The organism is Kocuria sp. CPCC 205263 (genome assembly GCF_040981075.1).
GTDB classification, from domain to species: Bacteria; Actinomycetota; Actinomycetes; order Actinomycetales; family Micrococcaceae; genus Kocuria; species Kocuria rosea.
Genome location: NZ_JAVKPV010000006.1, coordinates 159,079 through 185,462 on the forward strand (window position 1 = coordinate 159,079; position 26,384 = coordinate 185,462).

The 26,384-nt window shown below is 72.6% G+C and carries 25 protein-coding genes and 1 riboswitch; of the genes, 15 read left to right on the forward strand and 10 right to left on the reverse strand.

Annotation, left to right across the window (positions count from 1 at the left end; all coding sequences use genetic code 11):
* Positions 1–17 precede the first annotated feature (17 nt).
* The 4 genes from gcvT to RF647_RS11440 form a co-directional block, all read right to left on the reverse strand.
* Positions 18–1,139, reverse strand: a complete 1,122-nt coding sequence (gene gcvT, locus RF647_RS11425) for a glycine cleavage system aminomethyltransferase GcvT (protein WP_368811793.1) — start codon at positions 1,137–1,139, stop codon at positions 18–20.
* A 31-nt stretch (positions 1,140–1,170) separates the two neighbouring features.
* Positions 1,171–4,041 (reverse strand): aminomethyl-transferring glycine dehydrogenase, encoded by a 2,871-nt coding sequence (gene gcvP / locus RF647_RS11430; protein WP_368811794.1) that lies wholly within the window; start codon positions 4,039–4,041, stop codon positions 1,171–1,173.
* Positions 4,042–4,192: 151 nt separating this feature from the next.
* Positions 4,193–4,295: riboswitch (glycine riboswitch) on the reverse strand.
* A 107-nt stretch (positions 4,296–4,402) separates the two neighbouring features.
* Complete coding sequence (locus RF647_RS11435; RefSeq protein WP_017831734.1) at positions 4,403–4,639, reverse strand: hypothetical protein; 237 nt, start codon at positions 4,637–4,639, stop codon at positions 4,403–4,405.
* Between the two features lie 49 nt (positions 4,640–4,688).
* Positions 4,689–5,216 (reverse strand): 2'-5' RNA ligase family protein, encoded by a 528-nt coding sequence (locus RF647_RS11440; RefSeq protein WP_017831735.1) that lies wholly within the window; start codon positions 5,214–5,216, stop codon positions 4,689–4,691.
* Positions 5,217–5,335: 119 nt separating this feature from the next.
* Between RF647_RS11440 and RF647_RS11445 the strand changes: the two genes are divergently transcribed.
* From RF647_RS11445 to RF647_RS11495, 11 genes are all read left to right on the forward strand, one after another.
* Positions 5,336–6,445 (forward strand): ABC transporter ATP-binding protein, encoded by a 1,110-nt coding sequence (locus tag RF647_RS11445; protein WP_368795623.1) that lies wholly within the window; start codon positions 5,336–5,338, stop codon positions 6,443–6,445.
* Entirely contained in the window at positions 6,442–7,116 is a 675-nt protein-coding gene (locus tag RF647_RS11450) for an ABC transporter permease (protein WP_368811795.1), read from the forward strand. The genes RF647_RS11445 and RF647_RS11450 overlap by 4 nt, the downstream gene beginning before the upstream one ends.
* Entirely contained in the window at positions 7,113–7,784 is a 672-nt protein-coding gene (locus tag RF647_RS11455) for an ABC transporter permease (RefSeq protein ID WP_368811796.1), read from the forward strand. Before RF647_RS11450 ends, RF647_RS11455 begins: the two co-directional genes overlap by 4 nt.
* A gap of 75 nt (positions 7,785–7,859) precedes the next feature.
* Entirely contained in the window at positions 7,860–8,795 is a 936-nt protein-coding gene (locus RF647_RS11460; protein WP_133409583.1) for an ABC transporter substrate-binding protein, read from the forward strand.
* Positions 8,796–9,265: 470 nt separating this feature from the next.
* Positions 9,266–11,137 (forward strand): amylosucrase, encoded by a 1,872-nt coding sequence (locus tag RF647_RS11465; protein WP_368811961.1) that lies wholly within the window; start codon positions 9,266–9,268, stop codon positions 11,135–11,137.
* 3 nt (positions 11,138–11,140) lie between these two features.
* Entirely contained in the window at positions 11,141–11,458 is a 318-nt protein-coding gene (locus RF647_RS11470) for a multidrug efflux SMR transporter (RefSeq protein WP_133409582.1), read from the forward strand.
* A complete protein-coding gene (locus tag RF647_RS11475; RefSeq protein WP_126349584.1) occupies positions 11,448–11,834 on the forward strand; it encodes a multidrug efflux SMR transporter in 387 nt (128 codons plus the stop codon). Before RF647_RS11470 ends, RF647_RS11475 begins: the two co-directional genes overlap by 11 nt.
* On the forward strand, positions 11,831–13,054 hold the full coding sequence (locus RF647_RS11480) for an MFS transporter (RefSeq protein WP_368811797.1): 1,224 nt from the start codon (positions 11,831–11,833) through the stop codon (positions 13,052–13,054). The genes RF647_RS11475 and RF647_RS11480 overlap by 4 nt, the downstream gene beginning before the upstream one ends.
* 455 nt (positions 13,055–13,509) lie before the next feature.
* On the forward strand, positions 13,510–14,040 hold the full coding sequence (locus tag RF647_RS11485) for an SRPBCC family protein (RefSeq protein WP_368811798.1): 531 nt from the start codon (positions 13,510–13,512) through the stop codon (positions 14,038–14,040).
* Positions 14,041–14,157: 117 nt separating this feature from the next.
* A complete protein-coding gene (locus tag RF647_RS11490; RefSeq protein ID WP_272026394.1) occupies positions 14,158–14,778 on the forward strand; it encodes a superoxide dismutase in 621 nt (206 codons plus the stop codon).
* Positions 14,779–14,984: 206 nt separating this feature from the next.
* The gene (locus RF647_RS11495; RefSeq protein WP_368811799.1) at positions 14,985–16,166 is read left to right on the forward strand and encodes an NADP-dependent malic enzyme; all 1,182 of its coding nucleotides are present in this window, start codon (positions 14,985–14,987) and stop codon (positions 16,164–16,166) included.
* A 108-nt stretch (positions 16,167–16,274) separates the two neighbouring features.
* Here the strand turns inward: RF647_RS11495 and RF647_RS11500 are convergent, their stop codons facing one another.
* From RF647_RS11500 to RF647_RS11515, 4 genes are all read right to left on the reverse strand, one after another.
* The gene (locus RF647_RS11500; RefSeq protein WP_368795629.1) at positions 16,275–16,751 is read right to left on the reverse strand and encodes a MaoC family dehydratase; all 477 of its coding nucleotides are present in this window, start codon (positions 16,749–16,751) and stop codon (positions 16,275–16,277) included.
* Positions 16,752–16,815: 64 nt separating this feature from the next.
* Complete coding sequence (locus RF647_RS11505; RefSeq protein ID WP_368811800.1) at positions 16,816–18,006, reverse strand: acyl-CoA dehydrogenase family protein; 1,191 nt, start codon at positions 18,004–18,006, stop codon at positions 16,816–16,818.
* Complete coding sequence (locus RF647_RS11510; RefSeq protein WP_368811801.1) at positions 18,003–18,896, reverse strand: amidohydrolase family protein; 894 nt, start codon at positions 18,894–18,896, stop codon at positions 18,003–18,005. Before RF647_RS11510 ends, RF647_RS11505 begins: the two co-directional genes overlap by 4 nt.
* 10 nt (positions 18,897–18,906) lie before the next feature.
* Positions 18,907–19,878, reverse strand: coding sequence for an SDR family NAD(P)-dependent oxidoreductase (locus RF647_RS11515; RefSeq protein WP_368811802.1), 972 nt, complete (start codon positions 19,876–19,878; stop codon positions 18,907–18,909).
* A gap of 183 nt (positions 19,879–20,061) precedes the next feature.
* Between RF647_RS11515 and RF647_RS11520 the strand changes: the two genes are divergently transcribed.
* Positions 20,062–20,520, forward strand: a complete 459-nt coding sequence (locus RF647_RS11520) for a MarR family winged helix-turn-helix transcriptional regulator (protein WP_133409572.1) — start codon at positions 20,062–20,064, stop codon at positions 20,518–20,520.
* A gap of 131 nt (positions 20,521–20,651) precedes the next feature.
* Here the strand turns inward: RF647_RS11520 and RF647_RS11525 are convergent, their stop codons facing one another.
* Positions 20,652–21,989 (reverse strand): MFS transporter, encoded by a 1,338-nt coding sequence (locus RF647_RS11525; RefSeq protein ID WP_368811803.1) that lies wholly within the window; start codon positions 21,987–21,989, stop codon positions 20,652–20,654.
* A 308-nt stretch (positions 21,990–22,297) separates the two neighbouring features.
* On the opposite strand from RF647_RS11525, the gene menE reads away from it, so the two are divergent.
* From menE to RF647_RS11540, 3 genes are all read left to right on the forward strand, one after another.
* Positions 22,298–23,815, forward strand: coding sequence for an o-succinylbenzoate--CoA ligase (gene menE, locus RF647_RS11530; protein WP_368811804.1), 1,518 nt, complete (start codon positions 22,298–22,300; stop codon positions 23,813–23,815).
* Positions 23,816–23,936: 121 nt separating this feature from the next.
* Positions 23,937–24,503 carry a hypothetical protein gene (locus RF647_RS11535; RefSeq protein ID WP_368811805.1) on the forward strand — a complete coding sequence of 189 codons (567 nt, stop codon included), beginning with the start codon at positions 23,937–23,939 and terminating at the stop codon, positions 24,501–24,503.
* Between the two features lie 158 nt (positions 24,504–24,661).
* Positions 24,662–25,207: a hypothetical protein gene (locus RF647_RS11540; protein WP_368811806.1), complete on the forward strand. Its 546-nt coding sequence runs from the start codon at positions 24,662–24,664 to the stop codon at positions 25,205–25,207.
* 6 nt (positions 25,208–25,213) lie between these two features.
* Here the strand turns inward: RF647_RS11540 and RF647_RS11545 are convergent, their stop codons facing one another.
* Positions 25,214–26,383, reverse strand: coding sequence for a cysteine desulfurase family protein (locus tag RF647_RS11545; protein ID WP_368811962.1), 1,170 nt, complete (start codon positions 26,381–26,383; stop codon positions 25,214–25,216).
* Position 26,384 lies beyond the last annotated feature (1 nt).

Below are 26,384 nucleotides of genomic sequence, written 5' to 3' on the forward strand. Positions count from 1 at the left end.
TGCCGGAGCCGGACGGGTCACTGCCCGCGCTTGTAGAACGGCAGGGACACGACCTCGAACGGGACCGGCTTGCCGCGCAGGTCGACCTGCACCTCGGTGCCGGGCTCGGCGTGCGCGTTGTCGACGTAGGCCATGGCGATGGGGTAGCCCAGGGTCGGACTGAGCGCCCCCGAGGTGACCTCGCCGACGACCTCGCCGTCCACGCTGATCGGGTAGTGGCCGCGGGCCGCGCGCCGGCCCTCGCCCCGCAGGCCGACCAGCTTGCGGTCCGTCCCGGCGCCCTTGCGGGCCTCCAGGGCCGTGCGGCCCACGAAGTCCTCCTCCTTCTTGAAGGAGACGACCGGGCCGAGACCGGCCTCGTAGGGCGTGAGGGCCAGGGTGAGCTCCTGGCCGTAGAGCGGCATCCCGGCCTCCAGGCGCAGGGAGTCGCGGCAGGCGAGGCCGCAAGGGACGATCCCGTGGCCCTGCCCGGCCTCGAGGAGCTTCCGCCACAGGGACACCGCCTGGGCGTCGGGCACGTAGAGCTCGAACCCGTCCTCCCCGGTGTAGCCGGTGCGGGCGAGCAGCACGTCGGTCCCGGCGACGGTGACCGGCGCGGCCGAGTAGTACTTCAGCTCGGCGACCAGCTCCTGCTGCTCAGCGGGGACGAGCTCCTGCAGGATCGCCTGCGCGGAGGGGCCCTGGACGGCGACCAGCGAGGTGTCGGCGGACTCGTCGGCCACGGTGACGTCGAAGCCGGCGGCCCGCTCCTGGAGGGCGGCGAGCACGGTCGGCGCGTTGCCGGCGTTGGGCACCACCAGGTACTCCTGCTCGGCCAGCCGGTAGCTGATCAGGTCGTCGATGATCCCGCCCTCGGGGGTGCAGATGAGGGAGTACTTGGCCCGGCCCACGGCGATGGCGGCGAGGTTGCCCACCAGGGCCGTGTTCAGGAAGGCCGCCGCGTCCGGGCCGGTCACCCGGATCTCCCCCATGTGGGAGAGGTCGAACAGACCGGCGGCGGTGCGCACGGCGCGGTGCTCGGCCAGCTCGGAGCCGTACTTCAGGGGCATGTCCCAGCCGCCGAAGTCGGTGAAGGACGCCCCCAGCGCGGCGTGCTCGTCGTGCAGGGCCGTGTGGCGGGAGGTGGTGCTGACGCTCATGTCGTGCCTTTCGTGGCGGTGCGGTGCCAAATCAGTTCTCGAAGGCCTCGGGGGCCGGGCAGGAGCAGATCAGGTTGCGGTCCCCGGCGGCGCCGTCGATGCGGCCCACCGGCGGGAAGTACTTGTCCTGGCGCAGCTCCTGGACGGGGAAGGCGCCCTGCTCGCGCGGATAGCGGCGGTCCCAGTCGTTCGCGGCCACGACCTCGGCGGTGTGCGGGGCGTGGCGCAGGGGGCTGTCCTCGGCGCTGAGCTCACCGCGGGCGACCTGCTCGATCTCCTCGCGGATGGTCGTCATCGCGGTGATGAACCGGTCGATCTCGGCGAGGTCCTCGGACTCGGTCGGCTCGACCATCAGCGTCCCGGCCACCGGGAAGGAGAGGGTCGGGGCGTGGAACCCGAAGTCGATCAGCCGCTTGGCCACGTCCTCGGCGGTCACCTTGGTACGGGCCGTGAGCGGTCGCAGGTCCAGGATGCACTCGTGGGCGACCAGCCCGTTGTTGCCGGTGTAGAGCACCGGGTAGTGCTCGTCGAGCGCGGTGGCGACGTAGTTCGCCGTCAGGAGCGCGGTCTGCGTGGCCCGGGTGAGGCCGTCGCCGCCCATCATCGCGATGTAGGCCCAGGAGATCGGCAGCACGCCGGCCGAGCCGAACATCGTGGCGGAGATCGGCGCGCCGGCCGCTCCGTCCGCCTCGGCGCGGGTGGCGTCGCCGGGCAGGAAGGGGGCCAGGTGCGCGGCCACCGCCACGGGGCCCACGCCGGGCCCGCCGCCGCCGTGCGGGATGCAGAAGGTCTTGTGCAGGTTCAGGTGGGAGACGTCCCCGCCGAACTTCCCCGGCTGGGCCAGCCCGACCAGGGCGTTGAGGTTGGCCCCGTCGATGTACACCTGTCCGCCGGCGGCGTGGACGGCGTCGCAGACCAGGCGCACGTCGGCGTCGTAGACGCCGTGGGTGGAGGGGTACGTGATCATGATGGCGGCCAGCTGGTCGCGGTGGGACTCGATCTTCGCGTCGAGGTCGGCGTGGTCGATCGTGCCGTCGGTGGCCGTCTTCACCACGACGACCTTCATGCCGGCCAGGACCGCGGAGGCGGCGTTGGTGCCGTGGGCCGAGGCGGGGATGAGGCACACGGTGCGCTGCTCCTCGCCGCGGGACCGGTGGTAGCCGCGGATGGCCAGCAGGCCCGCCAGCTCGCCCTGGGAACCGGCGTTGGGCTGGAGGGACACGGCCGCGTAGCCGGTGATCTCCTCCAGGCGGCCCTCCAGGTCGGCGATCAGCTCGCGCCAGCCGGTGGTCTGGTGGGCCGGGGCCAGCGGGTGGATCGAGGCGAACTCGGGCCAGCTCATGGCCGCCATCTCGGCGGTGGCGTTGAGCTTCATGGTGCAGGAGCCCAGCGGGATCATCGTCCGGTCCAGGGCCAGGTCCCGGTTCTCCAGGCGCCGCAGGTAGCGCAGCATCTGCGTCTCGGAGCGGTGGGTGGAGAACACCGGGTGGGTGAGGAACTCCGTGGTGCGCCGCAGCCCGGCGTCCAGCTCCGGGCCGCGCGGCCCGGCGGCGACCGCCGCGGCGACGTCCGCCACGCCGAAGGCCTCGGCGACGAGCACGAGGTGCTGCTCCGTGGTCGCCTCGTCGCAGGAGATCCCCACGTGGTCGGCGTCGACGAGCCGCAGGTTCACGCCGCGGCCCTCGGCCGCGCGGACCACCTGCTCCGCCCGGCCGGGGACCCGCACGGTGAGGGTGTCGAAGAACTGCTCCGCGACGAGCTCGTGGCCGGCGCCCTGCAGCACGGTGGCCAGGGTGCGGGCGCGGTCGTGCACGCGCCGGGCGATGGCCCTCAGCCCCTCCGGGCCGTGGTAGACGGCGTACATGCCGGCCACGACGGCCAGCAGCGCCTGGGCGGTGCAGATGTTGGAGGTGGCCTTCTCCCGGCGGATGTGCTGCTCGCGCGTCTGCAGCGCCAGGCGGTAGGCGGCCCGTCCCGTGGCGTCCTTGGAGACCCCCACCAGGCGGCCGGGCAGGTTCCGCTCCAGGCCGGAGCGCACCGCCATGTAGGCGGCGTGCGGACCGCCGAAGAACAGGGGGACCCCGAAGCGCTGGGAGGAGCCCACCGCGATGTCCGCGCCCTGCTCGCCGGGCGGGGTGATCAGCGTCAGGGCCAGCAGGTCGGCCGCGACCGTGACCATCGCCCCGCGCTCCTTGGCCTCGGCGATCACCGCGGCGTGGTCGACGACCCGCCCGGAGACCCCGGGCTGCTGCAGGACCACGCCGGTGATCTCGCCCTCGGGCAGACCCGCCGTCAGATCGGCGACCTGCACGGCGAAGCCCAGCGCCTCGGCGCGGGCCAGCACCACGGCCAGGGTCTGCGGCAGGGTGTCGGCGTCGACCACGATCGCGCCGTTGCCGCGGGCCTTGTTCGCCCGGCGCATCAGGAGCACGGCCTCGACCACCGCCGTGGCCTCGTCCAGCAGCGAGGCGTTGGCCACCGGCAGCCCCGTGAGGTCGGAGACCATGGTCTGGAAGTTCAGCAGCGCCTCGAGGCGGCCCTGGGAGATCTCGGGCTGGTAGGGGGTGTAGGCGGTGTACCAGCCCGGGGACTCCAGCACGTTGCGCAGGATCACCGGGGGCGTGTGGGTGTCGTAGTAGCCCTGCCCGATCATCTGCACGGCCGTCGTGTTGCGGTCCGCGAAGGCGCGCAGCTGCTCGAGCACCTCCTGCTCGCTGAGCGCCGCGGGCAGGTCCAGAGGGGTGCTCTGCCGGATGTCGGCGGGCACGGCGGCGTCCGCCAGGTCATCGAGGCTGGTGCGGCCCACGCGGGCGAGCATGGTCCGGACGGCGTCGGAGCCGGCACCGATGTGCCGGTCGGCGAAGACGGTGGTCGGGGACGTGGTGGCGAGCTGGATCGTCATGAGGAACTCCCGGGTGCTGCACGCCAGGGCGGCGTGGATCGGTTCGAGTTCCTCCCCGCTCTGTCTGGGACCTGAGAGATTCCGCGGCCGTGGGGCCGCTTGCACCGTCGGTGAGTCCGGCGACGCGCGCCGGACTGCTTTCCAGAGTTGCCGATCCGTGGTGGTACGGGGGCCTGAGAGTTTCCTGGGGAGGAATTGCTCCTACGGCGCCCGCCGGTCGGAGTGCACCGGCGGGACTCTCCCACCACAGTTCATGGGCGTCTTCTGCTCCCAGGATAGCCGGAGCCGGAAAGAGGTGTCCACCGTCACGCGGGGACCCCGGCCGTGCCGGGGGAGCCGCCCGGCGGATCAGCCCGGCGGCTCAGCTCTTGAGGGACCAGAAGCGGCGGTCGCGGTCCCACTGCACCGTGCCGCCGTGGGCCTTGCGGAACTCCGCGAGGACCTCCTTGCTGATCCCGGTGTGCCCGTTCTCCAGGGTCCGGACCCACTCGGGGCCGAAGGTCCCGGGGATGTCCTGGACGGCCTGGTCCTGGGACAGCCGTCCCTCGGTCCGGATGCGGTCGATCATCCAGGTGGCGATGTCCTGTGCGCTCGTCATGATCCGAGCCTACGCGGCTCCGCGCCCGTCGCCGGCACGGGGCCGGCGCTCAGGCCAGCTGCACCACGGTGCGGGCGTCCGCGTCCCAGCGGCGCAGTGCCACGGCGCGCAGCGGCTCGGGGTGCGGGGCCAGGACGTCGAGCGCGGCGGCCACCTGCTCCGGGCGCATCCGGCGCGCCAGGGTGATGTGCGGCGTCCAGGCCCCGGGGAAGGAGGTGCGCGCCTGCCCGGGGACCGAGCCCACGGCGTCGCAGACCCGCCGGTGCAGCTCGAGCAGCTCGGGGGTGGTCACGACCTGGCGGACCACCACGTAGCCGCCCCGGCCCGGACCGAACAGCAGCACGCCCGCGCTGGTCAGCGGCAGGTCCACGAACCCGGCGGCCGCGGCGACCCGCTCGTCGACCCCCGGCACGGTCTCCGGGGCCAGGGACGGGGCGGCCACCAGGGTGATGTGGGGACGGTTGGACTCGGAGCGGTGCCGGCCGGAGCTGGGCAGTCCCGCCTCGGCCAGCCGGTCCCAGTCCGCGCGCACGGCCGCCTCGGCGTCCTCGCCGAGCAGCAGCTCCAGGCTGTGCACCGTCCACCTCCTCGCGCGTCGGCCGGCGGTCCCGCGGGATCCGCCTCCGGTGGACGCGAGTCTAGCGGGGCGTCCGCCGTGCTTGCCTATACTGGCCGGACGGCAACGGGAGGATCTCCATGACCGACATCGCGATCCGTTTCGAGGGCGCCGGCAAGACGTACCCGGACGGGACCACGGCCGTCGAGGCCCTCGACCTCGAGATCCCCCGCGGGTCCCTCACCGTGTTCGTGGGACCCTCCGGCTGCGGCAAGACCACCTCCCTGCGGATGATCAACCGCATGGTGGAGCCCACCTCCGGCACCGTCACGGTCGAGGGCCGCGACGTCACGTCCGTGCCCGCCCACGAGCTGCGCCGCTCCATGGGCTACGTCATGCAGCAGTCGGGTCTCCTGCCGCACCGGACCGTGGTGGACAACATCGCGACCGTCCCGCGGCTCAACGGCGTGCCGAGGAAGCAGGCGCGGGAGCGGGCCCGCGAGCTGCTGAGCACCGTGGGGCTCGCCGAGGCCCTGGGCTCCCGCTACCCCTCCCAGCTCTCGGGCGGCCAGCAGCAGCGCGTGGGCGTGGCCCGGGCGCTCGCCGCCGACCCGCCGGTCCTGCTCATGGACGAGCCGTTCTCCGCCGTGGACCCCGTGGTGCGCCAGGACCTGCAGCGCGAGCTGCTGGACCTCCAGCGCCGGCTGCACCGCACCATCGTGTTCGTCACCCACGACATCGACGAGGCGATCCTGCTCGGCAACCGGGTGGCCGTCTTCGCCACGGGCGGGCGGCTGGCGCAGTACGCCACCCCGGAGGAGCTGCTGCGCGCGCCCGCCGACGACTTCGTGGCGGACTTCGTGGGCCGGGACCGCGGCTTCCGCTCCCTGACCTTCGACTCGGCCCACGACATCCCCGTGCACCCGGTGGCCACCGTGCGCCCGGACGGCACCCAGGGCGTGGCCGGCACCGGGGACGGGCCCGTCCCCGACGGGTGGACGCTGCGGGTCGACGACGACGGCGCCCCCCGCGGCTGGGTGCGGCCCGGCGCGGAGGACGACCCCGTGGTCGGCGGCACCCTGCACCGGCCCGGCAGCTCCCTGCGCAGCGCCCTGGACGCGGCCCTGTCCTCGCCGTCGGGCCTCGCCGTGGTCGTCGACGACGACGGCCGGGCGGTCGGGATCATGCAGCCGGGGGAGATCATCGCGGCCATCGAGGACGCGCGGCTCGGCGGGCGGACGCCCCGATGAGCTGGACGAGCCGGAACTGGCCCTACGTCCTGGAGCTCACGGGCACGCACCTCGTCCAGTCGGTGCTGCCCCTGCTGATCGGCGCCCTCGTCACCGTCCCGGTGGCCCGGCTCGCCGCCCGCAACCGCACGCTGCGCCCGGTGCTCGTCACGGGCTCCTCCCTGCTCTACACCATCCCCTCCCTGACCCTGTTCGTGGTGCTGCCCCTGCTCCTCGGCACGCAGATCACCTCGGTGGTGAACGTGGTCGTGGCGCTGACCGTCTATGTCGTGGCCATCCTGGTGCGCTCCTCCGTGGACGCCTTCGAGTCCGTGGACCGCGACATCCTGCAGGCCTCCACCGCGATGGGCTACCGCCCGCTGCGGCGCTTCTTCGCGGTCGAGCTGCCGCTCGCGGTGCCCGTGCTGGTCGCCGGGTTGCGGGTCGCCTCCGTCAGCAACATCTCCATGGTCAGCGTGGGAGCCGTGATCGGCGTGCAGTCCCTCGGCACCCTGTTCACCGACGGGCTGCGCCGGTCCATCCTCGAGGAGATCGCGGTGGGCATCGTCCTGACCGTGGTCCTGGCGGTGCTCATGGACCTCGTGCTCCGGGGGGCCGGCCGCGCCCTGACGCGCTGGCAGCGGGCGGGCACGGCCCCGGTCCCGCGCGTGCGCAGAGGAGCGGTCGCGTGAGCCTCGCCGGCGGCGCCCTGGAGTGGCTGACCGATCCCGAGAACTGGTCCGGGGTCGGCGGCATCCCTGCCCGGCTGCTGGAGCACCTGACGTACAGCGGAATGACGATGGCCGTGGCCCTGGCCGTTGCGGTCCCCCTGGGCCTGTGGGTGGGGCACACGGGGCGCGGCTCCGGCGTCGTCGTCGGCCTGGCCGGGGCGCTGCGCGCCCTGCCCACGCTGGGCCTGCTCACCCTCTTCACCCTGCTGCTCGGGCTCGGACTGGTGCCGCCGATCATCGCGCTCGTTTTGCTCGCGATCCCCCCGATCCTGTCGGGGGCCTACGCCGGGGTCGCGAACGTGTCCCCGGCCCTCAAGGACGCCGGGGCGGCGATGGGGATGACCGGGAGTCAGGTGCTGACCCGCGTGGAGGTGCCCAATGCCCTGCCCGTGATCCTGGGCGGGGTCCGCAACGCCGCCCTGCAGGTCGTGGCGACCGTGACCGTGGTCGCCTACATCAACCTCGGGGGCCTCGGCCGCTACCTCATCGACGGCCTCGCGGTGCGCGACTACGACCGGATGCTCGGCTCCGTGGTGCTCGTGGCGGTCCTCGCGCTCGTCGTGGACGCCGTCCTGGCCCTGGCCCAGCGGCTGTCCACCTCGCCGGGGCTGCGCCTCGCCGCTCCCTGACCCACCGCTGCCCCTGACCCCCGTCCTCCCGAGCCCCCACCGTCCTCCGTGCCACCGACCGACAGGAGAACCACCATGACCACCGCTCCCGCGCTCCGCCGCCGCGCCGCCGCACCCGCCCTGGGGGCCGCCCTGCTGCTGGGCCTGACCGCCTGCGGCGGCGGCGACCCCCTCGCCGAGGAGGACGGGTCCGCGACCACGTCCTCGGAGACCGTGACCGTGGGCTCCGCCGACTTCCCGGAGAGCCAGATCGTGGCCGAGCTCTACGCCGGGGCGCTCGAATCCGCCGGGGTCGAGACGGAGACGTCCCTGGGCATCGGTGCCCGCGAGGCCTACGTGGGGGCCGTGCAGGACGGGTCCGTGGACGTGGTCCCCGACTACTCCGGCAACCTGCTGCTCTTCGCGGACCCCGAGGCCACGGCGAGCTCGGCCGACGAGATCATGGCGGCCCTGCCGGACGCGCTGCCCGAGGGCTTGACCGTGCTCGAGGCTTCCGAGGCGGAGAACAAGGACGCCATGGTGGTCACCTCAGGGACCGCGGAGCAGTACGGGCTCACGAGCATCGCGGACCTGGCGGAGGTGTGCGGGGAGCTGGTGATCGCGGGGCCGCCCGAGTTCGCCGAGCGCGCCTACGGCCTCGACGGCCTGGAGCAGAAGTACGGCTGCGTGCCGGAGTCCTTCGAGCCGATCAACGACGGCGGCGGCCCGCTCACCGTCCAGGCCCTCCTCGACGGGGACGTGGACGTCGCCGACATCTTCACGACCACCCCGGCGATCGCCGACAACGACCTCGTGGTGCTGGAGGACCCGGAGAACAACTTCATCGCCCAGCAGGTCCTGCCGCTGGCCGCGGCGGACCGGCTGCCCCAGGAGGCGGTGGACGCGCTGAACGAGCTCTCCGGCAAGCTCACCACCGAGGCCCTCATCGACCTGAACCGCCAGGTCAGCGGCGAGGACCAGGTCAGCCCGGCCGACGCCGCGCAGGAGTGGCTGTCCGCCAACGGGTACTGAGCCCGCGCACGGCACCGGCACGGGCGCCGCGTCCCGGGGTCCGAGATCCCGGGGCACGGCGCCCGCCCTGCACAGGGTTCTCCACACGCACGGCGTCGTCTCCGGGGGTGCTCCGGGCCCGCCGGGGCGCTCCTGGAGGGCGCCGGCGAGCCTTTCCCCACGGTGTCCCCAGGACTCGTCCACACCTGTGGACAACTCTGTGCACAGGCATGTGGAGGAAGCCCCGGGTCATCCGCTGAAAAGCTCGGAGCGCATCAGTATGCTGAGGGGCGGACCGCTCCCGCCGGCCGGTGGCAGCTGGTCCTCGACCATCCGAGGGCTCGTCGTCAAGGAGGATCTCGAGTTCGGAGACTGCCCGCCCCGGGGCGGACGACCGAAGGAGCAGTGTGCCGAACACCAGTACGCCCGGTATCCCGGGCCTGTCGCCGGAGAACCAGGCGCGCGTGATCACCGCGTGCGTCCGCCAGCGGGTGCAGGAGGGCCGCCCGGTGGACCTGCCGGGCACGGGGTGGACGGACTTCGACCGCAGGTTCGACGAGCACTTCCCCCGGCTGACGCTGCTCTTCGCCGAGATCTACGGCCACCGCGAGGACTTCCTCGAACAGCTCAGCGAGCTCGGGCTGCAGCTGGCGCGCTCCTGGGCCGAGCGACCCGACGACCTCAAGGACCTGGACGCCCGGCGCGAGCAGGACCCCGCGTGGTTCGGCGCGCGGCAGATGCTCGGCGGGGTCTGCTACGTGGACCGGTACGCGGGGAACCTGCGGGGCATCCGGGAGCAGATCCCCTACTTCCGGGAACTGGGCCTGACCTACCTCCACCTCATGCCCCTGTTCGAGGCGCCGGAGGGCAACTCGGACGGCGGCTACGCGGTGTCCTCGTACCGCCGCGTGGAGCCCAGGCTGGGGACCATGGAGGAGCTCGCCGAGCTGAGCCGCGAGCTGCGCCGGAACGGGATCAGCCTGGTCCTCGACTTCGTCTTCAACCACACCTCCAACGAGCACGAGTGGGCGCGCCGGGCCGCCGCGGGGGAGCGGGAGTACGAGGACTACTACTGGATCTTCCCGGACCGCACGGTCCCGGAGCAGTTCGAGCGCACCACGCGGGAGATCTTCCCGGACGACCACCCCGGCTCCTTCACGCGGATCGGCGCCGGCGAGGAGGACCCCCGGTGGGTGTGGAGCACCTTCTACTCCTTCCAGTGGGACCTCAACTACATCAATCCCGCCGTCTTCCGAGCGATGGCCGCGGAGCTGCTGTTCCTCGCCGCCCAGGGCGTCGAGGTGCTGCGCATGGACGCCGTCGCGTTCATCTGGAAACAGCTGGGCACCGCGTGCGAGTCGCTGCCCCAGGCCCACGTGCTGCTGCGCGCGTACAACGCGCTGTGCCGGATCGCCGCGCCGGCCGTGCTGTTCAAGTCCGAGGCGATCGTCCACCCGGACGAGGTCGCCCGGTACATCGAGCCCGGACAGTGCCAGCTGTCCTACAACCCGCTCCAGATGGCCCTGACCTGGGAGGCGATGGCCACCCGTGAGCCGAAGCTGCTCGCCCAGGCCCTTGAGGAGCGCCACGCCCTCCCGCCCGGCACCGCGTGGGTGGACTACGTGCGCGGCCACGACGACATCGGCTGGACGTTCTCGGACGAGGACGCCGCCCGGCTGGGCGTGCACGGCCACGACCACCGCCGCTTCCTCAACGCCTTCTACACCGGGCGCCACCCCGGCAGCTTCGCGGACGGCGTCCCGTTCCAGGAGAACCCCCGTACGGGGGACTGCCGCGTGTGCGGGACCACGGCGTCCCTGCTGGGCCTCGCCGAGGACCCGGCGTCCGCAGTGGACCGGGTCCTGCTCGCGCACTCCGTGGCGATGAGCACCGGCGGCATCCCCCTGCTGTACCTGGGCGACGAGGTCGGCCAGCTCAACGACCCCGCCTGGAACGAGGACCCGGCCCATGCCGGTGACGCCCGGTGGGTGCACCGGCCGCCACGGCCCGTCCAGGACTACGAGCGCCGCCACGAGCTGTTCTCCGTGCAGGGCCGGATCTTCGGGGGCATCCGCCGGATGGTCGAGCTGCGCCGGAACTCCCCGGAGTTCGACGGCAACACGCTCCTCCCGTTCGACGCGCGCAACCCCCACGTGCTGGGCTACCAGCGCCCCGGCGGCAACACGGTGGTGCTGTGCCTGGCGAACTTCTCCGACTGGTCCCAGTTCGTCACGGGGGAGACCCTCTCGGGGTTCCTGCCCCAGGCCGTCGAGCTGCACGGCAACACCGAGCTCGACCTGCGCCACGGTCTGCTGCTCGACGCCCACGGGTTCCTCTGGATCCGCGCGCTCCCGAAGCGCTGACCCGTGGGTGCGTGGACGGTGCTGGTGCTCTCGGGCGTCCTCGAGGCGGTGTGGGCGTCCGCGCTCGCGGCCTCGGACGGGCTCCGCCGTCCCGTGCCGGCCGTGGTGTTCGCGGTGACGGCCGCCGTGAGCCTGGCCGGCCTGGCCTACGCCATGGCCACCCTCCCCACGGGCACGGCCTACGCCGTCTGGGTGGGCATCGGCGCGGCCCTGACCGTGGCCTGGTCCATGCTGACGGGCCGCGAGTCCGCCACGCCCCTCAGGATCCTGCTGGTGCTCGGCCTCGTCGGCTGCGTGATCGGGCTCAAGGTTGTCGGCTGAGGCCGGAGCGGCGCGGGCCGAGCGGGACCGGCGCGCCCGTGCCTGGGCGCTGCTGGTGCTCAGCGGGATCCTGGAGGCGGTCTGGGCCACCGCCCTGGGCGCGTCCGAGGGCTTCTCGCGGCCGGGCCCCGGCCTGCTCTTCGCCGTGACCCTGGTGCTGAGCATGCTCACCCTGGCACGCGCCGCCCGGGTGGTGCCGATGGGCACCGCCTACGCCGTGTGGACGGGCATCGGCGCCGTGCTCACGGTCGCGTGGGCGGCCGGCACGGGGCAGGAGCAGATCTCGTGGGCGAAGGCCCTCTTCCTGGCGGGGATCGTGGCGTGCGTCGTGGGCCTGCACGCCGCCGACCGGCCAACCCCGGGGAAGGACCGGTGACCCGGGACCGCAGGTCGGGCGCGCACCTCATGCTCGTGCTCACCGCCACGATGGCCGTGGGCCCGCTGCTGACCCACAGCCTCTCGGCGATGAGCCCCCTGGTGATCGCGGATCTGGAGCTCACGGAGGCGCAGTTCGGGCTGCTCGCCACGACCACCTTCTTCGTCGCGGCCGTCACCGCGGTGCGCACGGGCCGCTGGGCGGACCGGCTGGCCGCCCGCACCCTGCTGGTCGTGATGTTCGGCGGGGCCGCGCTCGCGATGCTCCTAACCGCCGCCGCGCCGGGCTACGCGGTCCTGCTCGCGGCCATGGTGCTCTCGGGGCTCGGGCAGGTCATGGCGAACCCCGCGACCAACCGGCTCATCCGGCTGCACGTGCCCGCCGGGCGGCGCGCGAGCTGGCTCGGGATCAAGCAGGCCGGCGTGCAGGCCTCCCAGCTCGTGGCGGGCCTGACCTTCCCCGCGCTCGGCCTGCTGCTCGGCTGGCGCACCGCGGTCCTGGTGGCCGTGGGCGCGGTGCTGCTCCTGCTCGTGCACGGCTGGTGGACGGTCCCGGACAACCACCCCGGCACCCCGGCGGCACGCCCGTCCCGGACGACGACGCCGTTCCGGTCCCGGACGGCGGGCGCCGCCGCACGGCCGCCGATGCCCGGTGCCGTCAGGGCGTACGCCGCGGCCGCGGCACTGACCGGGCTGGGGGCGCAGGCCGCCAACGTCTACCTGCCGCTCTACGCCCACCGGGAGCTGGGCCTCGACGTCGTCGCCGCCGGGGCCACCGTGTCCGTCTCCGCGCTCGTGGGCATCGCCTCCCGGGTGCTGTGGGCGCGCGTGATGGACCGGCCGGGCGCGGACGGCTTCGTGCTGCTGGCCGGCATGGCCCTGGGGGCGGCCGCGAGTGCCGTGCTGCTGGTCCTGGCGCCCCTGCACCCCGGCCTCGCGTGGGCGGTGTGGCCGGCGGCCGTCCTGCACGGGGGCGCGGCACTCGCGGTGAGCGTGGTGGTGATGTCCGCGGCGATGCGCGCCGTGCCCGCCGACCGGGTGGGGGCGTCCACCGGCGTGGTGACCATGGGCCTGTACGCGGGGTTCTGCGCCGGTCCGCTCGTCCTCGGCGGCCTGCTCCAGCTCACGGGGTCCTTCGCGGTGGGCTGGGGCGTGGTGCTCGTCTGCTATCTGGCCTGCGCGGCGCTCGCCGTCCTCGTGCGCTCCCGTGCACGTCGCTAGGACGCCACCGTCCGGAGTGCTCCCGGCCGTTGCTGCCCCCCGTTCGCCGGGGCCCCGGCCGCCCGCGACCGGTGCTGTCCCCCGTTCAGGGGGACCGGCCGGCCTCTGTGCGACGCTCCGTGACGTCCTGGCACGCTCTTCTCAACAGCTTCTCCACAGGCGTTGTCCACAGCGTGGATAACTTCCACCGGTGGAATTACGGGACTCCCTGTCCTATCGACTCCGCGCTGACCTGCAACGGCGTCGCCGGCCGGGGATCGGGTGCGCCGGTTCTCGCTCTGTGCACGCGTTCCTCCACACCTGTGGACAACTTTCTCCACCCCCTGTGCACCTGGACGGGCGGGCGCCGCGGCGGCCGGTCACTAGAGTAGTTGTGTGCACATGCGAATTGCTCCTGTCCGTGCGCTGCGCGTGCCTGCCCGGGGCGCGGATCCGACCGGGGAGCGGAGGACACGATGCTGAAGGGCGCCACGACGTTCCGGCTGGTGGACACGGCCGTGGTCGCGGCCGACCCGGCCCTGGTGGAGCGCTTCCTGCTCGACCCCGGCTGCCTGCGCCGCTGGAACCCCATCCCGGAGCGGAACTACCAGGTCAGCACGGCCGTGCTGCAGCTCGGCACGTCGATCGAGTCCACGGTCCGCGTGGGCCCCCTCCGCTTCTCTTTCGTGAACATCGTCTCGGACCACGTCCCGGGCCGGCGCCTGGGGATGCGCACCACCAAGGGCGTGGTGGATCTGCTGGTGACCATCACCTGGGAACAGGTGGAGGGGGGCACCCGGATCGAGAAGGTCGTGGACGGGCGGTTCACGGAGTCCAAGGCCTGGCTGTGGCGCCTGCTCGAACCGGCCGCCCGCCGGAGCGCCCGGAACGCCCTCGAGACGCTCGGGCGGATGGTCGAGACGGGAGACTACGAGTTCACGGTCCCGTCCCAGCTGACCCCCCACCCGCCCCGCTGCCCGCTCGAGAGCCCGCCCGACTTCTTCTGAGTCCCCGGCGGGGCCTGCCCGGGGGTGCGCCGTACGCTGGTGGCGGAACCTCCTTGACCCCTGCTCGCGCGCGGGACGAGGGTGGAACCACACGACAGCACTCGAAAGGATTCTCCTATGGCCGAGAAGTACACCCTTCCCGATCTCCCCTACGACTACGCGGCGCTCGAGCCCCACATCTCCGCGAAGATCATGGAGCTGCACCACGACAAGCACCACGCCACCTACGTGGCCGGTGCCAACACCGCCCTGGAGAAGATGGCGGAGGCCCGCGCGAACGGTGACGGCGCCGCCGCGGCCAAGCTGTCCAAGGACCTGCAGTTCAACCTCGGTGGCCACGTGAACCACTCGGTGTTCTGGCAGAACCTCTCCCCCGAGGGCGGCGACAAGCCGACCGGTGAGCTCGCCGCGGCGATCGACGACCACTTCGGGTCCTTCGACGCCTTCCGCGACCACTTCACCGCCGCGGCCACCACGATCCAGGGCTCCGGCTGGGCGATCCTCGCCCTCGAGCCCGTCGGCGGCAACCTGGTCATCGAGCAGATGTACGACCAGCAGAACGGCGTGCCCGTCGCCACGATCCCGCTGCTCCAGCTGGACATGTGGGAGCACGCGTTCTACCTCGACTACCAGAACGTCAAGGCGGACTACGTCAAGGCCTTCTGGAACATCGTGAACTGGGCGGACGTCCAGGAGCGCTTCGAGAAGGCGCGCACCGGGGGCCGGTCCATCATCTGATCCCCGGTCCGCACCGTCGGGCGCCGCGCGCGCCCGACCCCGCGAGCAGAGCCCCCGGACCACGCGGTCCGGGGGCTCTGTGCCGCCCGGACTGGGAGCACCGCGGAGGTCCCGGAGCGTTACCCGGGCGGGGGAGGGGTTCCGGCGGTGGGGCACAATGGCGGGGACCCTGTTCGCACTCGACGACGAGAGCACGAGGACCCCGCATGAGCGACGAGAACCAGCAGTCCGGCCCCATCACGCACGAGGAGATCTTCCGCTCCCACGAGGGCGGGAAGCTTTCCGTGGTCTCGAGGTCCCCGCTGACCACCCGCCGGGACCTGTCCATCGCCTACACCCCCGGGGTCGCCGAGGTCTCCCGGGCGGTGGCCGCGGACCCCGCGATGGCGGCCACCCACACCTGGGCCGGCCGGCTGGTGGCGGTGGTCTCCGACGGCTCGGCGGTGCTGGGCCTGGGCGACATCGGCCCGGCCGCGTCCCTGCCGGTGATGGAGGGCAAGGCCGCCCTGTTCAAGACCTTCGCGGACCTCGACGCGATCCCGATCGTGCTCGACACCCAGGACGTCGAGGAGATCGTGCGCACGGTCAAGCTCCTGCGCCCGTCCTTCGGCGCGGTGAACCTCGAGGACATCTCCGCCCCGCGCTGCTTCGAGATCGAGGCGAGGCTGGTCGAGGAGCTCGACGTCCCGGTGATGCACGACGACCAGCACGGCACCGCCGTGGTCGTCCTGGCCGCCCTGCTCAACGCCGCGACGGTGGTGGGCAAGGACCTGGCCGGGCTCAAGGTGGTGATCGCCGGGGCCGGGGCGGCCGGGATCGCGATCACCGAAATCCTGCTGGCCCAGGGCATCGCCGACGTGGTGCTGATGGACTCCCGCGGCATCGTCTCCCGCGAGCGGGACGACCTCAACGCGATCAAGGCCGGTTACGCGGCGCGCACCAACCCGCGCGGGCTGATCGGCGGGCCCAAGGACGCCCTCGAGGGCGCCGACGTGTTCGTCGGCGTCTCGGGCGGCACGGTCCCCGAGGAGCACCTCACCGAGCTGGCGCCCGAGGCGATCGTGTTCGCCCTGGCCAACCCGGACCCGGAAATCATGCCCGACGTCGCCGCGAAGTACGCCTCCGTGGTGGCCACGGGCCGGTCGGACTTCCCGAACCAGATCAACAACGTCCTGGCCTTCCCGGGCATCTTCCGCGGCGCCCTGGACGCCGGGGCGCGGCGGATCACCCCGGTCATGAAGCTGGAGGCCGCCCGGGCGATCGCGGCGATCGCCGCCGCGGACGGTCTGACCGCGGACCACATCGTGCCCTCCGCCCTGGATCCCCGGGTCGCCCCGGCCGTGGCCGAGGCCGTGGCGGCCTGCGCGCGGGCCGAGGCGACCGTCTGACCCGCTCCGCACCCGCTGACCCGCTCCGCACCCGCTGACCCGCGACGGCCCGGGTGACCACGGCATGCCGTGGTCACCCGGGCCGTCGCGGGTCAGGAGGTGGCGCGCTCAGGCGTAGAAGCGGTTGAGGAAGGTGGCGACCACGGCGGGCCGCTCCTCGCCCTCGATCTCGATCGTGCCGTCGGCCACCAGGTGCAGGCCGTTGCCCTTGACCTCCTGCACGTCGGTGATGGTCACGGTCATGCGGATCCGCGAGCCCACCTTGACGGGAGAGGTGAAGCGGACCTTGTCGAGGCCGTAGTTGACCTTGGTCCGCACGCCGGTGACGTCGAAGAGCTCGGACCACATCGGGATGAGCAGGGACAGCGTCAGGAAGCCGTGGGCGATCGGGGCGCCGAAGGGTCCCTCCTGGGCGCGCTCGGGGTCCACGTGGATCCACTGGTGGTCGTCGGTGGCGTCGGCGAACGTGTTCACCTGTTCCTGGGTGATCTCCCGCCAGGCGGAGTGCCCGAGGCTCTTGCCGACGAGGTTCTTCACCTCGTCGAAGGCGACGACGGTCTGGGGCTGGGTCTGTGCTTCGGTCATGGCGTGTCCTCCGTGGTGGCGTCTGTGGTGTCGGTGGTGGATCGGGTGGTGTCGGGCGGGCGGCTCAGACGAACGCGCTCCGGCCGGTGATCGACCGGCCGACCACGAGCGCGTTGATCTCGTGGGTGCCCTCGTAGGAGTAGACGGCCTCGGCGTCGGCGTGGAAGCGGGCGACGTCGTGGGCCAGGGTGATGCCGTTGCCGCCGACCAGTTCGCGGGCCAGCGCCACGGTCTCGCGCATGTGCAGGCTGATCCACATCTTCGCCAGGGCGGAGTCCTCGTCCCGGTAGACGCCGCCCTCCTGCCGCTCGGCGAGGCCGGCGACCATGGTCAGGGACGCGGTGACGTTGCCGAGCATTCGCGCCAGCTTCTCCTGGACGAGCTGGAAGCCGCCGATCGGGCGGCCGAACTGCTCGCGCTCCCGCACGTAGCGCAGCGCGGCCTCGTAGGCGCCGGCCTGGATGCCGGTGGCGATCCAGGCGACGTCGGAGCGCATGGCGCGCAGCATCGCGGCGACGTCCTTGAACGAGTTCACGTTCCCCAGCCGTTGTGCCTCCGGCACCCGGGCCCCGTCGAGGTGGATGTCGGCGTTCTGCATCATCCGCAGGGACGTCTTGCCGTGGATCTTCTCCAGCCGCACGCCCGGGGCCTGCCGGTCCACGAGGAAGCCCTTGACCTGCCCGTCGGCCTCGTCGCGGGCGAAGACGGCGAGGAGGTCGGCGGTGAAGGCGCCGCCGATCCAGCGCTTGGTGCCCGTCAGCACCCATTCGTCGCCCTCGCGCCGGGCCGAGGTGGCCAGCCCGCCGGCGATGTCGGAACCGTGCTCGGGCTCGGTCAGGCAGAACACCCCGGTCATCTCGAAGGACGTGATCTTCGGGTCCCACGCGGCGAACTGCTCCGGCGTGCCGCCCACGCGGCAGGCCGTGCGGAACAGTCCGGCCTGGGCGGTGTAGAACGTCGCGATCGAGGCGTCGGTGCGGGCCAGCTCGAAGATCCGGAACCCGTGGTACAGGGACCGGGGCTGCCCGCCGTCGGCCGTGAGCTCGGGCGGGGTCATGAGGTCGAGGGCGTGCAGGGAGGGGGCGACCTGATAGGGGAACTCCCCGGCCTCCCAGTACTCGGCCAGCAGCGGTCGCACCTCGTCCTCGAGCACCCGGCGCAGCCGGCGCAGGGGCGCCTTCTCGGCCTCGGTCAGTCTCTCCGCGATCCCGTACGGGTCGCAGTCGGGGTAGAGGCGCCCGGCGTCCGTGCTCATGCCCGTGCCCCGTCGAGGCCGAGCAGGCGCACGGCGTTGTCCTTGAGGATCTTGGGGCGGACCTCCTCGGTGAAGGACTGCTGCTCGAAGGCCCCGAGCCACTTCTGCGGAGTGATCAGGGGGTAGTCGGTGCCGAAGAGCACCTTGTCCTGGAGCATCCGGTTGGAGGCCTTCACCAGGGACTCCGGGAAGTACTTGGGCGACCAGCCGGAGAGGTCGATCCACACGTTGGCCTTGTGGGTGGCGATGGAGTTGGCCTCCTCCTGCCAGGGCACCGAGGGGTGGGCCATGATGACCTGGAGCTCGGGGAAGTCCGCGGCCACCGCGTCCAGCAGCAGCGGGTTGGAGTAGGCCAGTTTGATCCCGCCCCCGCCGGGCAGCCCGGCGCCCATGCCGTTCTGCCCGGTGTGGAACAGGGCGGGGACGCGCAGGTCCTGGATCGCCGCGTAGAGCGGGTAGAACCGCTCGTGGGAGGGGTCGAAGCCCTGCAGGGAGGGGTGGAACTTGAAGCCCTTGACGCCGTGCTCCTCGACGAGCATGCGCGCCCGCTCCACCGCGGCGGGACCCTGGAGCGGGTCCACGGAGCCGAAGGGGATCAGCACGTCGTTGTTGCGGGCCGCGCCGGCGGCGATCTCCTCGATGGAGTTCGGCTCGTGGCCCAGGGCCGTGGTCGCGTCGACGGTGAAGACGACGGCGGCCATCCGCCACTGGCGGTAGCGCTCGGCGATGGTGTCCAGGGACGGGGACCGGTCCTCGGCCTTGAAGTACTTGGCGGACGCCTCGGTGAGCGCGGCGGGCAGGGACGGGTGTCCGTGGTCGGAGCACTCGATGTGCACGTGCATGTCGATCGCGTCGAGGGACGCGAGGTCGAGACCGTACTCGTAGCGCATGGTGGTCCCCCTAGGACTGCTGGGTCGCGGACTCGGGCGCAAGCTCCTCCGGCAGCGGGGGCAGGGTCTCGCCGACCGGCTGCAGGCTGCCCTCGAGGATCGCGGGGAGCTGCTCGCGCAGCGCCTCGAAGGTCCAGCCGCCGTCGCGGTACTCGGTGGCCACGGGGCGGGGGTGGCTGAAGACCTGCAGGCGGTCCCCGCCGGCGCCGATGGCCTGGCCGGTGACGCCCGCGGCGTCGTCGGAGGCGAGCCAGGCGATCAGCCCGGCGACGTCGGCGGCGTTGCCGAAGCCGAGGTCCTTGCGGAAGAAGTCCGGCATCGGCTCGCCGGCCCGGTCGGCCTCGACGGCGGAGCGGAAGAAGGGGATGGTCTCGGTCATGGCGGTGGCGGCCACGGGTATGACGGCGTTGGCGGTGACGCCGGCCTTCTTCATCTCCAGGGCCCAGGTGCGGACCATGCCCACGATTCCGGCCTTCGCCGCCGCGTAGTTGGTCTGGCCGAAGTTGCCGTACTGGCCGGTGGGGGAGCCGATGGTGATGATCCGCCCGGGGACCCCGTTCTCCTTGAAGTACCGGTAGGCCTCGCGGGCGCAGGTGAAGGTGCCGCGCAGGTGCACCTGGATGACGAGGTCGAAGTCCTCGTCGGTCATCTTCAGCAGGGACTTGTCGCGCAGCACCCCGGCGTTGGTGACGAGGACGTCGAGGCGGCCGAAGGCCTCCACCGCACCGTTCACGAGGGCGGTGGCGGTCTCGGTGGAACCCACCGGCGCGACGACGGCGACGGCCCGCCCGCCGGTCTCGGTGATGGAGGCGACGGCGTTCTCGGCGATGGCCTGGTCGACGTCGTTGATCACCACGGCCGCGCCCTGGCGGGCGAGCTCCTGGGCGTAGGCCAGGCCCAGGCCCTGACCGGAGCCGGTGACGACGGCGACCTTGCCGGCGAGGGGGGTGGTGCTCGGGGATGCGGTGCTGTCCTGTGCCATGGGGTGGCTCCTTCGCTGACGGATCGGCGCTCGTGGATCGGCGGACGGGGTGACGCCCGTCACTGCTGCGGGTTCGTCCCCATTCCACCGCTATTCGTTGAAAATGTCAATGGTTAAGAACCTCCATCTATGCTGGGGGCACGGATTCCGTAGACTGGGGTCCCCGGCCCCAGGAGAGACGCTATGACCACGCCCACCGACCCGTCCGCCGGTCTCGAGCGCCTCCTCGAGGCGGAGCTGACGGCGGAGCCGGTCTTCCTGATGGCCCGCGCCGCCTCGACGGGCTCCTCGGCGGCCAACCGGAAGCTGGCGGAGCTGGAGCTGAAGGTGCGCCACTACTCGGTCTTGGCGCTGGCCTGCGGCGAGGAGCAGCTGACGCAGCGCGAGCTCAGCCAGTTCCTGGTGCTGGACCCCAGTCAGATCGTGGCCATCCTCGACGACCTCGAGCGGCGCGGCGCGGTGGAGCGCCGGACCGACCCCCGGGACCGCCGCTCGAAGATCATCGCCCCCACCGCCGCCGGCCGGGAGCTGTACGCCCGGGCCAGGGTCCTGGTGGAGAACTCCACCGCGGAGTCGCTCTCCCCGCTCTCCTCGGCGGAGCGGGAGGAGCTGTCCCGGCTGCTGAAGAAGGTGGCCTTCTGACGGACGGGTCCCCCGGCCCTCGACGACGCCGAGCCCCCGCCCCGCCCCCTCTCCCCGGTCGATCGGGGAGGGCGGTGACGAGGCGGGGGCTCGGTGCCGCAGATGCTCCGCAGCGGGCGGTGCGGGCGGCGTCAGTGCTCGTGGGTCTCCAGGTCGAAGTCCTTGGACTCACGGGTGAGCAGGATGAACACCGCGCTGACCACCGCCATCCCGGCCAGGTACCAGACCACGGGGGCGATGGCCTGCCCGGAGGACGCGTAGATCGAGGCGAGGATCGTGGGGGTGAAGCCCGCCCCGATCAGGGTGGCGAACTGGTAGCCCAGTGACGCGCCGGTGTAGCGCGACGACGTGCCGAACTGCTCCGAGATGAAGGCCGCCAGCGGTCCGTAGATCGCGGCGTGGCAGGCCAGCCCGATGGTGAAGGTCGCGAAGATCAGCAGCACGTTGCCGGTGGCCAGCCACGAGAACATGGGGAGGATGAGGGCGATGAACAGCACCAGCCCCACGACCATGACGGGGCGCCGGCCCAGCTGGTCGGACAGGCGGCCCATGCCGACCACGAAGAACACGCTGAGCACGGAGGCGAGGGCGAAGGCGTAGAGGACCGGCTGCCGGTCGGCGCCGCGCTCGACCGCGTAGGCGACCGCGAAGGTGGCCAGGAAGACCTGGAGGGCGAACCCGGAGGCCCCCGCCAGCATCGTGTAGACCAGGGCGCGGGGGCGGCGCAGCACCTCGACGATGGGCACCTTGCGCTTGGCGGTGGGGCCCTCCGCGGCCTCCTTGGCCAGCGCTGCCTGGAAGATCGGGCTCTCGGACACCTGGGAGCGCACGAAGACGCCCACGGCCAGCAGCAGGACGGACAGCAGGAACGGGACGCGCCAGCCCCACGAGAGGAACTGTTCCTCGGGCATGGCGGCGAACAGGCCCAGGACGAAGGTGCCCAGCGCGGCGCCGGTCGGGGCGCCAGCGTTGGTGAAGGACGCTGCGAACCCCCGCCTGCCCTTCGCGGAGTGCTCCAGGGCCATCAGTGCGGCCCCGCCCCACTCGCCGCCCACGGCGATGCCCTGGCACACCCGCAGGAGGATCAGGATGACCGCCCCCCAGGAACCGATGACGGCGGCGCTGGGGATGAGGCCGATGAGCATCGAGGCGATGCCCATGATCAGCATCGAGATGATGAGCATCTTCTTGCGGCCCAGGCGGTCGCCGAAGTGGCCGAAGACCGCCCCGCCCAGTGGACGGGCCAGGTAGCCGGCGGCGAAGGTGCCGTACGCGGCGATCGTGCCGGCCAGCGGGTCGAGGTCGGTGAAGAACACGTAGGGGAAGACCAGGGCGGAGGCCGAGGCGTAGAGCAGGAAGTCGTAGAACTCGATGGTGGAGCCGAGGTAGCTGGAGAAGATGACCTTGCGCGCCTCTTTGTTCCTGGCGCGGGCGTCCAGGGACGCCAGGGTGTCGGGTGCTGCTGACATGGCGGTTCCTTGCTCTGGGGCGGAGAGAGTGGGTGTGCCGCCGGGACGGGGCTCCGGTGCGGCGGACGGGCCGGCCCCGGTCCTCGGGTGCGTCCGGGTGGTGGTGTGGGCCGACTCACAGTGCGACCATTGGAACAGCAATCAATTGAAGATGTCAACCATTGAGAAGATGACCTAACTGAGGAGGTCTCGCCGGGCCGGGTTCGTCCGGGGGTCTGGACAATGTGATCCAGCTCTCTCTACGCTGGGGGAGTAATAGTGGACTTTTTCAACTATTGGGTTTGACGACTGTTTGAGGAGACGATCGCATGCGCAATCAGGGACTGGGATCCTGGCTCGTCCGGAGGCTCGAGAAGTCCGGGCCCAGGACGGCCGTGATCCACGGCGAGCGCACGCTGACGTACCGGGAGCTGCACGACCGGTCCCGGCGCCTCGCGACGGCCCTGTCCGGCCGGGGCGTGGGCCCCGGGGACCGGGTGGCGTTCCTCGGGGAGAACAGCCCGGCCTTCCTGGAGGCGATGTTCGCCGCGGGAGCGCTCGGCGCGGTGCTCGTCCCCCTCAACACGCGCCTGGCCGTCCCCGAGATCCGCTACCAGCTCGAGGATGCGGACGTCTCGGCGCTGATCCACGACGCCGCCCTGACGGGCCTGGCCGCACCGGCCGCCCGGGAGCTGACGGACGTGGTCCGCTGGGTCGTGGCCGAGGAGGACGTGGACGGGGTCCCCGCTCTCGAGACGGTGATCGCGGCGGCCGAGCCCTGGACGGAGGACGTCCCGGTGGGCCTGGACGACCTCGCCGTGATCCTCTACACCTCCGGGACCACCGGGCGGCCCAAGGGCGCCTGCCTGACCCACGGCAACTTCACCTGGAACTGCTTCAACGTCCTGGTCGACTACGACGTGGCGGCCGACGACGTCGCGCTCATGATCTCCCCGATGTTCCACGTGGCCTCGCTCGGGATGGGGGTGCTGCCGACGCTGCTCAAGGGCGCCACGCTGGTGCTCGAGTCCAAGTTCGTGCCCGGCCGGGTGCTGGAGCTCATCGAGCGCCACCGCGTCACCTGGCTCTCCGGGGTGCCGACCACCTACCAGATGCTGTGCGAGCACCCGGACTGGGACACCACGGACCTCTCCTCCCTGCGCAAGCTCACCTGCGGCGGCTCCGCGGTGCCCATGCGGGTCCTGGACGCCTACGAGAGCCGGGGACTGGCCTTCACCGCCAGCTACGGCATGACGGAGACCTCCCCGGGCGCCACCAACCTCCCCGCCGCGAAGTCCCGCGAGAAGGCGGGCTCCTCCGGGCTGCCACACTTCTTCTCCGACGTGCGGATCGTGGACGCGGCGGGGGAGCCCGCGGCTCCCGGCGAGGCGGGGGAGATCCTGCTCTCGGGGCCCAACGTCATCCGGGAGTACTGGAACCGCCCCGACGCGGCGGGGTCCTTCGAGGGGGAGTGGTTCCACTCCGGGGACCTGGGCTACCTGGACGAGGACGGCTACCTGTTCGTCGCGGACCGGATCAAGGACATGATCATCTCCGGCGGGGAGAACATCTATCCGGCGGAGGTCGAGGCGGCCATCCTCGAGCTGCCGGAGGTGGCCGCCGTGGCGGTCATCGGCGTGCCCGACGAGAAGTGGGGCGAGGTGCCGCACGCCGTCGTCGTGCCCCAGGAGGGGCGGGAGCTCACCGCGGGGACGATCCAGGAGCACCTGGCCGGTCGGCTGGCCCGCTACAAGGTGCCCAAGACGCTGAGCCTCGTGGACGAGATGCCCCGCACCGCGTCCGGCAAGATCCGCAAGAACGTCCTGCGCGAGCAGGCCGCCGGCTGAGGCGCGGGACCGGTCGCGCGCCGTCCGGGCTGGACGCGTCCACGACTTTTCATTAGCCTCCCCAGCACGGCCCGATGGCCGGACTCCTGTCGGGGGACAGGGGGGACTGGGGGGAGATCGAGTGGGAAAGAGACTGCTGACCTGCGTGGTGACGGCCGTGACGGCGGCGTCCGTCGCGCTGACCGTGCCGGCCGCGGCGGCCGTGACGCTGCGCCCGGACGGCACGGGCTCCGTCGGCCGGGAGGACGTCCTGCGGGCCGTGGGCTGGACCAACGACCGGCTGCAGACCTCCGCCGCGGAGCTGGACCTCGTCGCGGAGACGGTCACCGTGGCCACCGCGTCGTGGGAGTGCGTGCAGGAGCTCACCGGCGCCGTGGCCGTGCAGGAGCGGCGGACGACGATGACCGCCCGGGCGGACCTGGTCGCCACTGTGCAGCGGAGCTCCGTGACGGGTGCCGTCACGGGTTTCGAGCTGCAGGGCTTCGCCGAGGACGCCGTGTCCGTCTCCGTGGTCGAGGGCCCCGACCTCGACGCCTGCCCGGGGAACGGGAACGGGAACGGGGGCGGGGCCTGGTCCCGGGTGCCCCGGTCCACCGAACGGGCGCAGGCGCACGAGGGGCCTGCCCTCGAGGTCGTCCACGACGGGGTGGGGCACCCGGTGCCCACCGAGCGGGAAGAAGTGGCCTGAGGGGCGCGCTGCGCGGCACCGCATGTGTCGTCGCAGGTCGGACGGGGGGTCACAGATGGGTCACGCCGCTGGATCGGCCCCCGTGCCTGCATTAGCGTTCGGAAAAACGATCCGGGAGCGCGTCCCCGGTGTCGGGGGACAGGGGATTGGGGAAGCACATGCACAAGGTCATCGTGGTACTGGCGGCTCTCGCGGCGGCGGGGGTGTCGATCGGGCTGGCGGCGCCGGCCTGGGCGGCCACGCAGCTCCACGAGGACGGCACCGGCTTCGTGACCGGCGCCGACGCCCGGGCCGCGCTCGGCTGGGACGACGAGACGCTGCAGGCCAATGCGGCCTCGCTCGAGTTCGTGGCGGAGACCGAGTCGGTGACCGAGATCTCGTGGGAGTGCGTGCAGCCGGGGACCGCCGAGGTCCTGACGCGGCGGACGGACCTGGTGATCACCGAGACCCGGGGGATCGCGAGCACGCCGAGCACGCTGTGGTGGCGGACGGTCGTCGGGTTCCGGCTGGAGGGCTTCGACGGCCGGGGCGCCTCGAGCGCGGTCCCCGAGGGCCCCGCGCCCCACTCCTGCCCGGACCCTTCCTGGGTCCTGGTGCCGGAGAGCTCGCGGACCGCGGAGCAGAAGGGTGAACCGGTCCTGGCGGTCGTGCACGCCGGGGTGCAGCACCCGGTGCCGGTCGCGCTCCCGGTCCCGGTCGGCTGAGCGCGTTCAGCCGTGCGCCGCGACCAGCCGCTCGACGACGTCCCGGGCCGCCGCCACGATCCCGTCCAGCTGTTCCGGGGTGACCTCGGCGGACAGCGTGAACCGGACCGCGGTGGTGGCGACCTCGGCGGGGAAGCCCATGGCGGTCAGCACGTGGGAGGCCTCGGTGTCCCCGGCCGCGCAGGCCGAGCCCGAGGAGACGAGCAGCCCGCGGGCCTCCAGGTCCACCAGGACCGTCTCGCCGTTGACGCCGGGGAAGCAGAACGAGGCGTTGCCGGGCAGCCGCGCCGCCGGCCGCTCCCGGGGGTCCGGACCGGTCAGCACGGCCGACGGGACCGCGGACAGGATCCCGGTGATCAGCCGGTCCCGGAGGGCGGCGAGCCGGGCCGCCCGGTCCGGGCGCTCCTCGGCGGCGAGCCGCAGGGCGGTGGCGAGACCCACGGCGCCCGCCACGTTCGAGGTCCCGGAGCGCCGGCCGCGCTCGTGCCCGCCGCCGCTCAGCAGCGGGCGCAGGGGGGTCCCGCGGCGCAGGAACAGCACCCCCACGCCCTTGGGCCCCCCGATCTTGTGCCCGGCGAGGCTCAGCGCCGCCACGTCGAGCGCTTGTACGTCCAGTTCCAGCGACCCGGCCGTCTGGACCGCATCCGTATGGAACGGGACGTCCCGCGCCCGAGCCACCGCAGCCAGGTCGGCGATCGCCTGGACCGTACCCGTCTCGTTGTTCGCATGCATCACGGATACCACTGCGGTGCCCGGACGAACAGCCCTCTCCAGGGCGGCGGGGTCCACTAACCCCTCGGCGGACACGCCCAGCTCGGTGACGTCGAAGCCGTTCCAGCGGGCCAGGTCCCGGGCGGAGTCGAGCACGGCGTGGTGCTCGACGGCGCTCGTCACCACGTGCGTGCACGCGGGGTCCCGGTCCCGGCGGCCCAGGGCGATGCCCTTGACGGCCAGGTTGTCGGCCTCGGTCCCGCCGGACGTGAACACGACCTCGGCGGGCCGGCAGTTCAGCACCTGCGCGACCGTCCCGCGGGCCCGGTCCAGCCCGGCCAGCGCCCGCCGGCCCGCGTCGTGGTGGCTCGAGGCGTTGCCGAACTCCTGCGTGAGATAGGGCCACATGGCCTCCAGGACCTCCCGCCGGACGGGGGTGGTGGCGGCCGAGTCGAGGTACAGCACC

What these genes read in the sequence shown, in the direction of transcription:
- gcvT (WP_368811793.1), bottom strand. Translation starts at nt 1,139, where the DNA reads ATGAGCGTCAGCACCACCTCCCGCCACACGGCCCTGCACGACGAGCAC.
- gcvP (WP_368811794.1), bottom strand. Translation starts at nt 4,041, where the DNA reads ATGACGATCCAGCTCGCCACCACGTCCCCGACCACCGTCTTCGCCGAC.
- RF647_RS11435 (WP_017831734.1), bottom strand. Translation starts at nt 4,639, where the DNA reads ATGACGAGCGCACAGGACATCGCCACCTGGATGATCGACCGCATCCGG.
- RF647_RS11445 (WP_368795623.1), top strand. Translation starts at nt 5,336, where the DNA reads ATGACCGACATCGCGATCCGTTTCGAGGGCGCCGGCAAGACGTACCCG.
- RF647_RS11450 (WP_368811795.1), top strand. Translation starts at nt 6,442, where the DNA reads ATGAGCTGGACGAGCCGGAACTGGCCCTACGTCCTGGAGCTCACGGGC.
- RF647_RS11460 (WP_133409583.1), top strand. Translation starts at nt 7,860, where the DNA reads ATGACCACCGCTCCCGCGCTCCGCCGCCGCGCCGCCGCACCCGCCCTG.
- RF647_RS11485 (WP_368811798.1), top strand. Translation starts at nt 13,510, where the DNA reads ATGCTGAAGGGCGCCACGACGTTCCGGCTGGTGGACACGGCCGTGGTC.
- RF647_RS11490 (WP_272026394.1), top strand. Translation starts at nt 14,158, where the DNA reads ATGGCCGAGAAGTACACCCTTCCCGATCTCCCCTACGACTACGCGGCG.
- RF647_RS11495 (WP_368811799.1), top strand. Translation starts at nt 14,985, where the DNA reads ATGAGCGACGAGAACCAGCAGTCCGGCCCCATCACGCACGAGGAGATC.
- RF647_RS11500 (WP_368795629.1), bottom strand. Translation starts at nt 16,751, where the DNA reads ATGACCGAAGCACAGACCCAGCCCCAGACCGTCGTCGCCTTCGACGAG.
- RF647_RS11505 (WP_368811800.1), bottom strand. Translation starts at nt 18,006, where the DNA reads ATGAGCACGGACGCCGGGCGCCTCTACCCCGACTGCGACCCGTACGGG.
- RF647_RS11510 (WP_368811801.1), bottom strand. Translation starts at nt 18,896, where the DNA reads ATGCGCTACGAGTACGGTCTCGACCTCGCGTCCCTCGACGCGATCGAC.
- RF647_RS11515 (WP_368811802.1), bottom strand. Translation starts at nt 19,878, where the DNA reads ATGGCACAGGACAGCACCGCATCCCCGAGCACCACCCCCCTCGCCGGC.
- RF647_RS11520 (WP_133409572.1), top strand. Translation starts at nt 20,062, where the DNA reads ATGACCACGCCCACCGACCCGTCCGCCGGTCTCGAGCGCCTCCTCGAG.
- RF647_RS11525 (WP_368811803.1), bottom strand. Translation starts at nt 21,989, where the DNA reads ATGTCAGCAGCACCCGACACCCTGGCGTCCCTGGACGCCCGCGCCAGG.
- menE (WP_368811804.1), top strand. Translation starts at nt 22,298, where the DNA reads ATGCGCAATCAGGGACTGGGATCCTGGCTCGTCCGGAGGCTCGAGAAG.
- RF647_RS11540 (WP_368811806.1), top strand. Translation starts at nt 24,662, where the DNA reads ATGCACAAGGTCATCGTGGTACTGGCGGCTCTCGCGGCGGCGGGGGTG.